Here is a 14,448-nt window from a genome sequence, read left to right on the forward strand (position 1 = left end):
GAATTTTAATAACCTACCATAGTTTTGGATCCGAGACCATGGTTCAGTTTTTGCGGCTGACGCCGTCCGTGGTCTTTTTTTTGTGCTTGGTGCGATTCGTGGGGGCGGCCTGCATGGGATCATCCGGCCATACGTGTTTGGGATAACGGCCCTTGAGTTCTTTTTTTACTTCCGGATAGCTGTTTTCCCAGAAGCTGCCCAGGTCTTGGGTAATCTGAGCCGGTCGTCCGGCCGGGGAAAGCAGGTGCAGCATCAGGGGCTGGCGACCGCCGGCGATGGTCGGAGTGGTCGATACACCGAACATTTCCTGGATTCTTACGGCCAGCACCGGAACGGGGCCCGAATAATCGATGGGCAGGCGAGAGCCGCTGGGAACCGTGATGTGCGTGGGCGCCTGGGCCTCCAATGCCTGTTGTTGCTGCCGGTCGAGCAGACTGTTAAGGGCAAAGGCAAAATTCCGGGGAGACAAATCGCTGAGTCGGCTGATGCCATAAACAAAAGGGGCCAGCCATTTCTCAAGGGTCTCGGTCAGCATGCGGTCCGAGACATCCGGCCAGGGCCCGCCCGGCGCATCCATGCGGGCCAGCAATTGCACCCGCATCTGCCAGGTCCGCAACGAACGACGCCAGGGCAGAATCATGATTCCGTCTTTACGAATCCCGGCGATAAATGCTGTTAACACGGTTTCCGGATTCGGATCCGGCAGGGGCTCGGTATCCAGGGTCAAGGCGCCCAGCCGTTGCAGGCGTATGGCGGTTACGGCCTGCCGCTTTGAATCCCAGGCGATGGTTTCCTGCCAGTGGATTCGATCGCTGAACTGATCCATCAATTCATGCCGGTCAATGGCGGCGGCCAAAAAAATGCGGGCCTCCCGCCGTTGGCCATCCAAATGGGCCGTCACCAGGTATGGGCTTGTGCTCAAGGGCTCGGGTGAACCAAAAAAGGCACCCCGTCCATTTGTCAGCAGATAGCGCGCTTGACTGCCGGGCCGCTTTTGGGCGATCCGGTCCGGATAGGCCCAGGCCAGAACCAGGCCTGCATTGGACCGTTTTGCAGGGGAAGGGGACGCGGATCGGATGCCCAGCCGGTGTTGCAGTTGTTTGGCGATGATTTGTAAGGTCCGCAAGGCATTGTGATCCACCTGGGTGTCGGCATGGGTAAATGGCTGTTTGGCCCGATACGCCGCCAGCGCCTCCAGTCGAAGCCTCAGGTCGGCGTCCCGCTGGTGGCTGACAAAATGAAGCGGGTCACGTTCACCCATCAGGGCGGCGATGTCGCAGGCCAGGGCACCCATGCCTTTTTGTTGGGCGGTCAAGACCATGTGGGCCGTGCGCGGATGCTGGGGCAGGGTCGCCATGCGCCGACCATGGCGGGTGATTTTCCCTTGTCTATCAAGGGCGCCCAGATCCGTGAGCAACTGTCGGGCTTGAGCGAAGGCCGGGGTGGGGGGCGGGTCTAACCAGCCCAGTGCAGCCGGATTGTCCACTCCCCAGGCCGCCAGTTCCAGCGCCAGTCCGGACAGGTCCGCATCCAGGATTTCCGGTCGGTTATGGGCGGGCAGGGTCCGATGGACGGCCTCTGACCAGAGGCGGTAACAGATGCCCGGTCCCAGGCGGCCGGCCCGTCCCCGGCGTTGATCGGCCGATGCCCGGGAAACCGGCCGGGTGACCAATTGGCTCATGCCGCTCACCGGATCGAAACGCGGTGATCGTTGCAGTCCCGCGTCGATCACCACCCGGATCCCATCGATGGTCAGGCTGGTTTCGGCAATGGCCGTGGCCAGGACAATTTTGTAGCGACCTTTTGGCGGGCGGGCCAGGGCGGTATCCTGTCGATTGCGGGGCAGGGTGCCGTACAAGGGGGCCAGAATCCATAGATCAGGAAGATTGGCCGCTTCAAGTATTTTCACCGTGCGTCTGATTTCCGGTGCGCCGGGTAAAAATGCAAGCAGGCTGCCTTCCTGGTTGGCCACCGAATGGAGAACGGCGTCCGCCACGGCTCGCTGCGCTGGACAGGATGCCGATACTTCCACATAATGGGTGGCCACGGGAAACATGCGGCCCTTGCACTCGACCAGGGGGGTCCCACCCAATAAATCCGCCACCGGTGCCGGATCAAGCGTGGCCGACATGACCAGCAGGCGCAGGTTTTCGTTGAGTACGCCCTGAACATCCCGGCACAGGGCCAATCCAAGGTCGGCATCCAGGTTGCGTTCGTGAAATTCATCGAAGATCACCAGCCCCACACCATCCAGTGACGGATCATGCTGCAGCATACGGGTGAGGATGCCTTCGGTAATGACTTCAATGCGGGTCTGCGGTCCCACACGGCTTTCCAGGCGTACCCGATAGCCGGTGGTTTGACCGACCTTTTCACCGATCAGGGCCGCCAGCCGGTGGGCCGCGGACCGTGCCGCCAGGCGCCGTGGCGCCAGCATCAGTATCCGTTTGCCGGACATCCAGGGTTGGTCCAGTAAAACCAATGGCACGGCGGTTGTCTTGCCGGCGCCGGGCGGTGCGACCAGCACGACCGACAGATGCCGGGCCAACAGGTCTTTCAGCTGCCCGAATACCGACGCAACCGGTAATTGATCGATGATTTCAGAAAAATGTGGACGTTGCATAGTGATCAACGCATATCACAGACCTTGTCAAAATTCATGGGGGCGCTTGCTTAATAGTAATTTTGTGTTACTGTTGGCCCTGCCAGTGTTGAAACGTTTCAGACAGATATGATATCAGTAATCGCTTGGATTTTTTTCTTGTTCAATAAATAGCATTTCTATTTTCTAACCGTTCATTCAATGCGAAAAGAGGAGGGGATATGAGAAAAGGTGTAATACTGATCGGTTTGTTGGCAATCGTGGGATGTGTGCTTATCGGTGGAGTTGCTCCCGTTTGTGCGGCTGACCTGGGTCTGGTTGGGCTGTTGACCGACAAGCTGGGGGTCACCAATGAACAGGCCGAAGGGGGGGCTGGGGCGATATTCAGTGCCGCGTCCAAGAAGATGAGTGCTGATGATTTCACCAAGGTTACCGATGCACTGCCTGAGGTGACATCGCTGATGAGCAGTGCTTCCTCAAGTGACTCGGGATCAGGCAGCCTGGGCGGGTTGACCTCCATGGTGGGAAAAGCCAGTGGAGCAGTATCGTCTTTGGCCGGGCTGAGCGATACCTTCTCCAAATTGGGGCTTAGCAGTGATATGGTCGGAAAGTTTATCCCCATCGTACTGGATTATGCCAAGTCCAAGGGGGGCAGCACAATTTCCAACCTGCTAAAATCCGCCCTTCAATAATGATTGATTGATCATAGCGGGCCTGCCTGGACCCGGCTGATGCGTTCGAGCAGGCTCTCACAATTCTTCAATCTATGCAATTAGCTATTAGCTAAAAGCTAACTAACTGCACAGGTCGCAATTTTTAAAGCCCTGGCCGGCTGATGGCCCAACCACCGGAAGTTTCCAGAGAAAAATGAAAGTGCTATTGCATTGATGCTTCGGCAATTCCATGCCGCAGGGCAAGCTTGTGAAACATCTGGGTCAGTCCGGCACCCAGGGAGAAGACGGAGCCGATATCAAGATTCCGGTCGGCGGTATCATCGAAATAGATGTTCAGGCTTGACCCCAGTCCCTCTTCCGGGCGCCAGTAGCAGATCATGACCGGCACTTTGGGCAAGGGGTGCAGCACGACCGAGACATCGGATTGGAACTGCCGGTCAACCTGCTTGGCGGAGAAAAGGTGCACCACGTCGTCGAACAGATCGGTGTACACGTCGGCGATTTGCTTCATGGCCTCTTCGCAGCGTTTTTGAAACAGCGGATAACGATCCTTGCCGTTTTTCAGTTCCCGGAAGGAGACCCATTGCCCGCTGGGATCGATGCCCTGGCCGTTGATCACATAATCAAAAAAGGGCGCCGCGACCCATGGGTTGACGTGGATATCTGTATACAGGGTACCCTGTTTGTCAACACTGAAATCCTTGCCTAGTATTTTCAATGTCAGCCGATCGTTTTTAAACTGCCCCCCGATTTTTTCTGCCCGGGCCTGAAGATCGATGCCGGCAATCTGTTGCTTCATCATTTCCAAAAACGCTTCACGGTTCTCTTCGATGGGATTGGCCTCGGGCGTATGGCCACTGAACTGCGCAATGACCGCCGGGTCAAGCCGGGGGCAGTCGTCGATTTTTTTTTGTCCCCGGAACACGGCGCCGGCAAAAGCCAAACAGGTTTTTTCTCCACACTCACGGCAATTGGACTTGTCCAGCAGTTTGAAAACTTCCATGACATTTTTGGGTGCAGGCATAATCAACCTCTCAACATTTGAAACACGGGTTTTTTTGAAATACTATAAGTGCCAGTATGGGCTCTGTCACCCCTGGTGTAGAGGTTCTGGGTGCTACGATCCAGATTGGCCTGGTCGCCAAGCCCTCCAGGCGGAAATAGGCCGCCAGGCCGCCGGATAGGGGCGCCTGGCGGATCGTTACGGGGGTATTGAGGTATTTTGTTATTTTGATTTTTTCGCTGATGCTGGCGGCTTGGGCATTGGGGGGACCAGCAGGGACGGATCCAGGCGGGTTTCGAACCAGTTCATGCCCCAGTGCAGGTGTGGCCCGGTGGCTCTGCCGGTGGCGCCCACCTGGGCGATTACATCTTTCTGCCGGACACGTTGGCCCTCCTTGACCAGAATTTTATGCAGGTGCATGTAAACCGTGGAAATGCCGTGACCGTGATCCACGATCAGGGTGCCGCCGGAGTAGAACATATCATTGTGGACCATGGTCACCACGCCGTCTATGGGCGCCTTGACCGGGGTGCCGGTGGGGGCGGCGATATCGATGCCAAAATGGGGGCGTTTGGGCTTTCCGTTTAAAATGCGTTGGCTGCCGTAGACACCGCTGATACGACCGGTGACCGGCCAGATAAAGGATTGGGTAAAGTCGGTTCGGGGATCATCCGTTTGGCGTACCTTTTTCGCCAGTTTGATATCTTCCCAGATGCGATCCAGATCTTTTTTCGACGGTGTTACTTTCCTCTCTGGCAGCCCGTCGATCCGCTGAATCCGGTACTCACGCTGTTCAATGGACAGCGGATGCGTCTCAATCTCACCCGACGGATGGTGCACCGTCAGCATCGCTTTTGCTTTTGCATCCCGAGAAAATCCAATGACGAACACGCCTTCCGGTGAGACCCGGATCGGTTTATCATCAAAATGGACCGTTGACCCTTGCGGTACCTTGCCGACGGCCATGCCGCCCTGTTTGACTTGGCCCGAAAGCGTCAGGGCCTGTGCCAATAGGGGTAGAAAAAGTATGGAGATGGTAACCAGCGTAGCGATAATCATGCGTTGCATAAGTTGCCGGTATCCTTCCTGGATAGTCATTCTTATGTTCTTCACAGGTTTATTTTGTTATTTTGGCTGATGGACTTGAGTGTTGATCATACATGCTTTGGGCGCAATTGGGAAGGGATCCGGCTCAACGGTTGCTTTTCGGGGGGCGATACCCGTCAGGCACCTGCGGCTGGAAACTTTTCGGCAGCAGCATCGGCACCGATTTGCGATAGGACTGGTACGCATCGCCAAAACAGGCCACCAGGTCGCGTTCTTCATAATGGGCGCCGATGATGATCCAAATGCTCCACATAAGGTTGTGCAGCAGACGATCCACGGTGTACACCGGCCCCGACCAGATGATAATCAGGCTTAAAAAATAAAGCGGGTGGCGTACCCATCGGTAGGGGCCGCGTATGGTCAGTACCATCGGTGCAATTGTTGCGTTACGGTTAAAAACACCAAGGGCCGGCTTGATTCCCAGAGCGTCAAATTCATCCAGGGCCCGGGTGCCCCACCATGCGCCGCCGGCAGCCAGCAAAAAAATGCCTGCCATGGCCCATCGGACCCAATCCGGCGGTGACCATAGGGGGGAGGCGATGGGCTGCCAGAAAAATACAAGCACCAATAGGCAGGTCCCAGAGGCGCTGGCGTACAGGGCGCCATGGAATTCGGCACGGACGCTGCGGGTCAGCCAGAGACGAAACCGGCGCCTGACCATGATGCTGTGCTGAATGAAAAAAAGCAGGCATAAAAGCGCATCCGTCAGCAGGCCAGGGGCCGTGCCAATATGGGGCGTCAGCCGAATCCATGGTCCCCAGAAGATAAAAACCAGCCAGGCTGCCATGCCGCCGCCACCCAGTGTATAGGCACCGGCAACCAACAGCAGGGATGCGGCTTTGCCGGTGATCCACTGGCGGTCGGTGCCCACCGCTTTTTGAGCCTTGTCGATGGCCGAGAGTTTGCATGGGGTATCGTCATTCCGGGTCATATGACATTCCTTTGGCAAAAATATAATTCGCAACCCGGCCGGCTGCAATCAAAAAGAGAAGATGCTTTTCAAGGTATCGTGTTTAAGATAATGTTTTTGGCAAGGCCAGAGGAAGGAAGCCGTATTTTCATACTGCGACGACCGATAACGCAGCTCAAAAACATTATCTTGAATGCTATATTTTACCTGTGGCATGATGCCATGCCTGATGGAGAACCCTGACTGATCCAATCTGGTAGCTGAAACAAAAAGGAGCGTTAAATGGGCGAGACCGCCACACACCCGTTGTTCCGATTTCGTTGGTTGATTTTTTTCATTCTGGCCTCGGCCTATTTTTTCGTCTATTTTCACCGGCTGTCCCTTTCGGTGGTGGCGGACAGCCTGATCAAGGATTTTAACACCACGGCCGGCACATTAGGCGTGTTGGGTTCCATTTATTTTTATTGTTATGCATTCATGCAGTTGCCTGCCGGGCTGCTTTCGGATTCGGTGGGGCCGCGGCGAACAGTCACCTGTTTTCTGATTCTGGCAGCGGCCGGCAGCATCCTGTTTGGTCTGGCATCGAATATTGCAACCGCTGTTGTGGGGCGCATCCTGGTGGGGTTTGGTGTTTCCATGGTTTTCATCCCGACCATGAAGATTCTTTCCCAATGGTACGCGCCTTTTGAATTTGCTTCCATGGCCGGTATATTGAACGCCATCGGTGGGGCCGGCGCCATGGCCGCTACCTGGCTGCTTGCCCTCATGACCGAGATGTTCGGCTGGCGGCTTTCTTTTGAGCTGATCGGTGGATGCACCTTTTTGCTGGTCGGGCTGGTCTGGTTGATCGTGCGCGACCGTCCCCAGGACAAAGGCTGGCCGCCCATTGCCGAACTATCCAGTAAGCCCGGCAGGGTTGCCGCGCCGGTCAAAACCATCCCTTTGCTGGCGGGGGTCCGCCAGGTGCTGGGGAGTCGGTATTTCTGGCCCCTGGCGATCTGGTATTTTTTTGATTGTGGCATTTTTTTCGGGTTCGGCGGGTTGTGGGGCGGGCCTTATCTGATGCATGTGCACGGGCTTTCACGGGAGGAGACGGGCGCCGTATTGAGTATGATCGCCTGGGGGATGATCATCGGCAGCCCGTTTTTGGGCCTTGTTTCGGATCGTCTGCTGCAAAGCCGCAAAAAGCCGTTCATCGGATGTGCCACGGTCCTGGTACTGGAAATGGGGCTGCTTTACCTGTATCCCAACAGCCTGCCCAAGCTTGTTCTGTATGGCGTGTTTTTCGTTTTCTCCATCTGCGCCTCGGCCATCGTTGCCATCGGCTTTACCGCCACCAAGGAACTTTTTCCCGTGGAGATTGCCGGTACCTCGGTGGGAACCGTCAATCTTTTCCCTTTTCTGGGGGGCGCCATTTACATGCCCATGCTCGGCAAGATTCTGGATCTATACCCGCGCACGGCGTCCGATGCCTATGCCCTTGAAGGATATACCACCATGCTGCTGGTGCTGTTGATCTCGTCGATCATTGCTTTGGGGTGCACGCTGATGATCAAGGAGACGTTCAGGGGGCGGCAGTGATCTAAGAAAGACCGGCTCCCAGTGCAAAGCGCCGGAAGCCGGTCTGTTTGACTTTCAATTGAAATTTTATAGAAACTTATACTGCAGCCCCAGTGACACGTTCCATATGGTTTTGTCGTATTCTCTGCCCTGGCTGTCCTCGACCCCATCGTACATGATGTACGCGCCGCCAAGGGTAATGGCCCATCTCTGGGTCGGGCTCCACACCGCACCCGCGGCAACGGCATGGGCACCAAGCTTCGGCTCTTCGGGTTCGCTGATCTGCTCGTCATCGTCCAGGTCGACACGTGTCAGCATGTACCCGAGGCTGGCCTTCCAGCGGGGATTGAATGTATATTCCCCGGAAATCCCCAGATCCCAGCTGTTGCCTTCATCCGCGTAAGTATCGATGTCGGCGTCTTTTTCAAAATAATAGGTGTAGGTCAGATCGACTTTGAGGGGGGGCAGGAAACGATAGGAAACCCCGGTGCCCAGTTGGGCGGGAAGGTCAATGCGGCGTGTAGATCCGTCTGTCCAGCCCTTACTCGCAGCGACGCCGTAGTTATCCACTTTGACGTCCATTTCGTAATCCATTTTGGTGTTGGAAATGTAAGTCAAGGCGGCATTCAACTTGTCGTTGGGGGCAAAATTGACACCTACAATTCCGGCCCAGCCGTCGGCGTCTTCCTCCAGGTGAATTTGCGGGTTTAATTGGACATTTACTGCCGGTATCGTGATGGTTGCCCCGCCTTCGAATTCACGTTTACCGGTGGCGTACCGAGCTCCCAAGGCAACCGACCAAGCGTCATTGATGGAATAGGAGCCGCCAAGTGTAAAGCCGTAAACAGAGCTTTTTTTCACTTCAATTTTCATATCATCTACATTACTATTTGCCCCTGGAGCAACTCCTTCAGCAACTCCTGTAGCTATGTCAACAGTTCTCGCATTACCATCTTCGTAATCAAGTTTTCCACCACCGGCTGGAACCGTGAAGGCCAGAAAACCACCCCATTTTTTCTTTTTATAGATCGAAAAAACGCCCGGTGTGATGGACGGCTCGTCCTGGCTCAGTTCGCCATAGCCCGGCACAGTGTTGGTGTAATCCTTGTCGTAGTACATGACATCCACTTTGCCGTAAAACCCGTCCTCCATCTGCATGGACCCGGCGGGATTGTAAACGGCGATATCGGCGTAGTCCGTTGCCGCGGCACGGTTGAGTGTCCGCATGTAGTCGGCACTCTGATTATTCTTGTTGATGATCCCCCCGGCCATAACAGCATCAACCACGACTAACGACAATAAAACGGCTAAAATCGTCCCTGCTGCTTTGACAAAACGACCTTTCATTATGAATCCTCCTCCTTTGGTTATTCATGGTGCCTTTTAAATAACGGATTCAACCCACGAAAATGCTTTTGGTCACCTCCTTTTCATCGTACGCGGATGCAGTTGTCCAGGCTGCACATTCAGGCTCCAGCATGAGTGTTCAAAGGGCCGTCTTCAACAACGCCAACAATCTTTATCGTAATATTTCAGCCTTGTGAACCTTGTTAACATGGACCGCAAAAAATGAAAAGAGCATTCTATTTCTGAATTTCATTTGTTTTGTGAGGTCGCCAACGGTTCAGACGCGACTGCCGCTCCATCTGAGCTTGGCTTTGAGGACATCAAAGTAATTCTGGTCGGGAAGGGTGATCATTTGTACCGGCGTGGCGCTTTTGCTGATGACAATCGTGTCTCCCTGGTCGATCTTGAGCCCCACCTGGCCGTCACAGGTGAGCATCATGTCCGATGTGCTTTCGGCCAGCTGGATTTTGATGGTTACCGCGTCAGGAACCATCAGCGGTCGATTGGTCAGCGTGAAGGGGCAGATGGGAGTGATGAGAATGCCGGGCACCGAGGGATGGATGATCGGCCCCCCGGCAGCCAATGAATAGGCGGTGGATCCGGTGGGCGTGGCGATGATGAGGCCGTCGGCCCGGTAATCGGTCAGAAACTGACCGTCAATGTGGGTGCGAATGCGTGCCAGGCGGGCCAGGGCGCCCTTATTGATCACCACATCATTGAAGGCCGACCCGCGAGTGATTTCTTCACCGTTGCGGTAGGCTTGAACTTGCAGCCGCATCTGTGGGCGGGTGGTGAACTGGTTGTTTAAAATGGTTTCGGCAACCTCAAGCAGGCGATCCTCCGTGGTTTCGGCCAGAAACCCGACTTCGCCGAATTTGACGCCGATAATCGGAACCTGGCAGTCGCCGATCCATCGAACGGCACTGAGAAACGTTCCATCACCCCCCAGAACAAAGACACAGAACAGTTCCGTGGGTAAATGGACCGTTGTCGCTTGAGATTTCTTTTTTGCAGGGTCTGTGCTTTGGCGGCGCGTGACCGTGAGTCCTTTTTCAACCAGCCAGCCCTCGAATCGATCCGCCTGCCGGATGGCATGGGCTTCATCCTTGACCACCAGACCAATATGTTTTTTCATCGCGGGTCTTTTTTTCCTGCCTTTTTTTTCGGTAGTAATAAAAATGAAAAGGATTTCAAGGGAATTCCATTCCCACTCTCATACATGGGTTTGGTGCCAAGGGCAAGATCGATGACTGTTTAAAGCAACACATAACCCCTCTAAAGATTCGCATGACGAGCAAAAGAGGGTTTTCTTGCTGTCAAAACAAGTTGATTTGTGACTGCTGTTGATGTGATTATGTTTGACAACGGCAAAGACCCTTTTTAGAAAAGAGTTAGTTGTCCGTCATTTATAACAGTTGGGGATTTAAACAGTTGGGGATTTAAACAGATGGAGAAACCAGGAGGAGATATGATGCATCAAAACCAAAGGCGTTTGTTGAGATTGTTCATCGTTGTCATGTTATCGGCTTTTATGGTTGTAGCCTGTGGGCAAAAGGAAGAACAGGTCAAGGTTGAAGAAAAAGTCGAATTGCCACCGGTAAAAATCGCAGTGGTCGGCCCGCACAGCGGTGACTTGGCATCCTACGGAATTCCCACGACCCGAGCGGCTGAATTGGTGGTGGAGCGCCGGAATGCCCTTTGTGGAATCAATGAGCGAAAAATTGAGCTGGTCATCGAGGACGACGTCTGCAAACCTGAAATTGCAACCAGTTCCGCCACAAAAGTGACCGGAGAAGGCGTTCATGCGGTGTTGGGGCACATTTGTTCAGGCGCGACCAAAGCGGCATTGGGCATCTATAAAGACTCCAATCTTGTGGCCATGTCACCCTCGGCCACGAATCCCGACTTGACCCAAAGTGGTGATTATCCAAATTTTTTCCGTACCATTGCATCGGATGACGCGCAGGCCAAACTGGAAGTTGAATTTGCGCTGGGTACGCTCAAGGTCAGCAAAATTGCCGTGCTCCATGACAAGGGAGATTACGGAAAGGGATTGGCCGAGTTCGCAAAAACATTTGTTGAAGCAGACAGCCGCGGCGAAGTGGTCCTCTATGAAGGCGTCACCCCCGGTGCCGTGGACTATTCGGCGGTGGTCAACAAGATCAAGCAGACCGGGGCTGAAGCGGTTATTTTCGGCGGCTACCATCCTGAAGCATCCAAGATTGTCTCCCAGATGCGTAAAAAGTCCATGGATACCCTTTTTATTTCCGATGACGGGGTAAAGGATGATACCTTCATCAAAGTTGCCGGTGAATATGCTGAAGGCGTGTACGCCACCGGTCCCATGGACACGTCCAAGAACCCCATCGCCATTGAGGCGGTCGAGGCGCACAAAGCCAAATACGGTGATGATCCAGGGGCGTTTTTCCTGAACGCCTATGCGGCGTCCCTGGCGTTGATCAATGCCGTGGAAAAATCCTGTTCCACGGATTACAATGACATTGTCAACGTGCTGCGCAGCGAATGGGTGGCCACCCCCCTGGGAATTATCAAATTTGATGAAAAAGGCGATGCCATTGGTGTGGGGTTTGCCATGTATCAGGTTCAAAGCGGCGTTTATATCGAAATAAAATAGTTCTTTTACACGAGAGCCAGATTAGGGAACGGGGAGCCAGTAGCCCGTTCCCTAATTGTTTCTTTGGTCGGATGGCCGGGGCAATGACGAAAACATACCGGGCAGCCAGTGCAAGGAGATGACCGGGAAGATGAACGTAGATTATTTTATTGAAATGTTTTTGGGGGGGCTGACCCGCGGGAGTATTTATGCGATGATCGCCCTTGGCTATACCATGGTCTACGGTATTATCGAACTGATCAATTTTGCCCATGGCGAGATTTATATGATCGGTGCGTTTACCGGATTGATCGTTGTGGGGCTGTTGACCCTGGCCGGTTGGAACACCGTGGCCATTTTGGTCATCGCCTCTTTTGCCGCGGTGATCTGGGCGGCGTCTTACGGCTGGACCATGGAGAAAATCGCCTACAAGCCTCTTCGAAAAGCACCCAGGCTTTCAGCACTGATCAGTGCCATCGGTATGTCCTTGTTCCTGCAAAATTATGTCTTGTTGGCCCAGACGTCCGACTTTCTTCCCTTTCCCAACCTGATTCCCGATTTTGAATTTTTAAAACCGGTTGAACACATAGTGCGGGCGTCGGAGCTGGTGATCTACATCACCACGGCGATTGTCATGGTTTCTTTGACATTGCTGATAAAATTCACCCGGATGGGAAAGGCCATGCGTGCCACGTCCCAGGACCGTGAAATGGCCATGCTGGTCGGTGTGGATGTTGACAAGGTGATCTCGACCACTTTTGTCATCGGATCGGCTACCGCCGCCCTGGGGGGGATATTGATCGCTTCCCATATCGGCCAGATCAATTTTTACATTGGTTTCATCGCCGGTATCAAGGCATTTGTCGCCGCCGTTTTGGGCGGTATCGGCAGTATGCCCGGTGCGGTTCTGGGCAGCCTGGTGCTTGGCTGGACGGAAAGTTTTTTCACCGGCTACATTTCCAGCGATTATGAAGACGTGTTCGCTTTTCTGTTTCTTGTCCTGATTTTGATTTTTCGTCCATCGGGGTTGTTGGGACGCAAGGAAACGGACAAAGTATGACCTAAACGGGCCGATTCAAATTTTGGTATGCATGAATATCGGTAAGCATGGTAATACGATCGGTCATTAATGCCTCCCAAAATTTGAACCCCTGGCGGGGTTGCCGATCTCACCGCATCTCCGGCGTTAGATGCCTTCCCGCATAGGCGACTATAGCGGAAAGACATCTGCCTTGTATATGCGGCAAGCTCGACAATCGCCCCGTTTAGGTATGATGTTCAGGATCTAATGATGGTCAAGATGTGCAGAACATGTTGTCATCAACGGACGCAAGATGTAGTTTTGATGTCAAAAGGAGACTGACAAGATCTTATGACAACTTCCACTAAATCAATGGCCGCGAGTCTGTTTCACTGGGACGAAGTTAAAAAGTCACTATTGACCAGCCTTTGGTTTATGTTTCTGACATTTCCCATCATAGTCATTCGCGTCAACACGATTTACCAAACCGTTGAATGGCGTTGGCATCGCATGGTGTTTGTCGGTGTGGGCGTGTTTTTTCTCTCTTTTCTGTGGCGGTTTCTGATTAGGCGCAAGGAGGCGGGGATCAAAAAAGCCGAGGAGGGTGACACCCAGCGGCTGACCCTGTCCCAGCGATTGATTAAAGACCCCCGATTTGTCAGGCCGGGAATTGTTGTTGTCGCCATTGCTTTCCTGGTTTTTCCCTTGATTTCTTCTCTTTACCAAATTGATATCATGACCACGGCGCTCATCTATGTGGTGGTTGCCTTGGGGCTCAATATTGTGATTGGGTTGGCCGGTCTGCTGGATCTGGGATATGTGGCCTTTTATGCGGTGGGGGCCTATGCCTACGCCCTGCTCAACTATCATTTCGGCATCAGTTTTTGGTTGGCGTTGCCCATCGGCGGGGCCCTGGGCTTCGTTTTTGGTGTTCTGCTCGGCTTTCCCGTACTGCGTTTGCGGGGGGATTACCTGGCCATCGTCACCCTGGGATTCGGGGAAATCATCCGCTTGATTCTGGAAAACTGGAATGAATTTTCCTTTGGTCCCAGCGGCATCGCCAATATTCCGCGGCCCGGGTTTTTTGGCATGACCCTGTCTTTGCACCAGAACCACATCTACATCTATTATTTGATGATCGGGTTAGCCATATTCACCATTTTCGTCGTTCGGCGGTTGCAAGATTCCCGCATCGGTCGGGCGTGGATGGCACTCAGGGAAGACGAAGTGGCCTGTCAGGCCATGGGGATCAACAAAACCCGTACCAAATTGAGTGCGTTTGCCTTGGGGGCCACCTGGGCCGGTATGGGCGGCGTGGTGTTTGCGGCGAAGACGACGTTTATCAATCCGGCCAGTTTTACCATCTGGGAGTCGGTCATCATTTTGTGTTGTGTGGTCCTGGGGGGCATGGGTTCCATCGTTGGGGTGATTTGCGGCGCCTTTGCCTTGAAACTGCTGCCCGAATATTTCCGCGCCTTTTCAGAATACCGCATGTTGGTTTTCGGTATGGTTCTGGTGATCATGATGGTGTTTCGCCCCGGTGGCATCATCAGTGATGTCAGAAAAATTTATCTCTTTGAAGGTGGAAACAAGAACAGTGAAAAATAGTC

11 protein-coding genes are annotated in these 14,448 nt (G+C 53.8%); 5 read left to right on the plus strand and 6 right to left on the minus strand.

Annotated features, from left to right (window positions below; all coding sequences use genetic code 11):
• Window positions 1-43: 43 nt before the first annotated feature.
• Entirely contained in the window at window positions 44-2,623 is a 2,580-nt protein-coding gene (gene hrpB, locus Dvar_RS02885; protein ID WP_419660228.1) for an ATP-dependent helicase HrpB, read from the minus strand.
• Between the two features lie 200 nt (window positions 2,624-2,823).
• On the opposite strand from hrpB, the gene Dvar_RS02890 reads away from it, so the two are divergent.
• Window positions 2,824-3,294 (plus strand): DUF2780 domain-containing protein, encoded by a 471-nt coding sequence (locus Dvar_RS02890; RefSeq protein WP_419660229.1) that lies wholly within the window; start codon window positions 2,824-2,826, stop codon window positions 3,292-3,294.
• Between the two features lie 184 nt (window positions 3,295-3,478).
• On the opposite strand, the gene Dvar_RS02895 is transcribed toward Dvar_RS02890, so the two are convergent.
• The 3 genes from Dvar_RS02895 to Dvar_RS02905 all read right to left on the minus strand — a co-directional run bounded on the left by Dvar_RS02895 (window position 3,479) and on the right by Dvar_RS02905 (window position 6,317).
• Window positions 3,479-4,300, minus strand: a complete 822-nt coding sequence (locus Dvar_RS02895; RefSeq protein WP_419660230.1) for a DUF3786 domain-containing protein — start codon at window positions 4,298-4,300, stop codon at window positions 3,479-3,481.
• Window positions 4,301-4,501: 201 nt separating this feature from the next.
• Window positions 4,502-5,347, minus strand: a complete 846-nt coding sequence (locus Dvar_RS02900) for a M23 family metallopeptidase (protein WP_419660231.1) — start codon at window positions 5,345-5,347, stop codon at window positions 4,502-4,504.
• Between the two features lie 124 nt (window positions 5,348-5,471).
• The gene (locus Dvar_RS02905; RefSeq protein ID WP_419660232.1) at window positions 5,472-6,317 is read right to left on the minus strand and encodes an NnrU family protein; all 846 of its coding nucleotides are present in this window, start codon (window positions 6,315-6,317) and stop codon (window positions 5,472-5,474) included.
• Between the two features lie 261 nt (window positions 6,318-6,578).
• Here Dvar_RS02905 and Dvar_RS02910 point away from each other — a divergent pair, with 261 nt between their 5' ends.
• Window positions 6,579-7,877, plus strand: coding sequence for an MFS transporter (locus Dvar_RS02910; RefSeq protein ID WP_419660233.1), 1,299 nt, complete (start codon window positions 6,579-6,581; stop codon window positions 7,875-7,877).
• Between the two features lie 66 nt (window positions 7,878-7,943).
• On the opposite strand, the gene Dvar_RS02915 is transcribed toward Dvar_RS02910, so the two are convergent.
• Both Dvar_RS02915 and Dvar_RS02920 read right to left on the minus strand, forming a co-directional pair.
• Window positions 7,944-9,203, minus strand: a complete 1,260-nt coding sequence (locus Dvar_RS02915; RefSeq protein WP_419660234.1) for an OmpP1/FadL family transporter — start codon at window positions 9,201-9,203, stop codon at window positions 7,944-7,946.
• A gap of 277 nt (window positions 9,204-9,480) precedes the next feature.
• On the minus strand, window positions 9,481-10,338 hold the full coding sequence (locus Dvar_RS02920) for an NAD(+)/NADH kinase (RefSeq protein WP_419660235.1): 858 nt from the start codon (window positions 10,336-10,338) through the stop codon (window positions 9,481-9,483).
• Between the two features lie 333 nt (window positions 10,339-10,671).
• Between Dvar_RS02920 and Dvar_RS02925 the strand changes: the two genes are divergently transcribed.
• The 3 genes from Dvar_RS02925 to Dvar_RS02935 all read left to right on the plus strand — a co-directional run bounded on the left by Dvar_RS02925 (window position 10,672) and on the right by Dvar_RS02935 (window position 14,446).
• The gene (locus Dvar_RS02925) at window positions 10,672-11,838 is read left to right on the plus strand and encodes a branched-chain amino acid ABC transporter substrate-binding protein (protein WP_419660236.1); all 1,167 of its coding nucleotides are present in this window, start codon (window positions 10,672-10,674) and stop codon (window positions 11,836-11,838) included.
• A 130-nt stretch (window positions 11,839-11,968) separates the two neighbouring features.
• Window positions 11,969-12,877 (plus strand): branched-chain amino acid ABC transporter permease, encoded by a 909-nt coding sequence (locus Dvar_RS02930; protein WP_419660237.1) that lies wholly within the window; start codon window positions 11,969-11,971, stop codon window positions 12,875-12,877.
• Between the two features lie 312 nt (window positions 12,878-13,189).
• Entirely contained in the window at window positions 13,190-14,446 is a 1,257-nt protein-coding gene (locus Dvar_RS02935; RefSeq protein WP_419660238.1) for an ABC transporter permease subunit, read from the plus strand.
• Window positions 14,447-14,448: the final 2 nt, after the last annotated feature.

The organism is Desulfosarcina variabilis str. Montpellier, assembly GCF_048565275.1.
In the GTDB taxonomy this organism is placed as follows: Bacteria; Desulfobacterota; Desulfobacteria; order Desulfobacterales; family Desulfosarcinaceae; genus Desulfosarcina; species Desulfosarcina variabilis.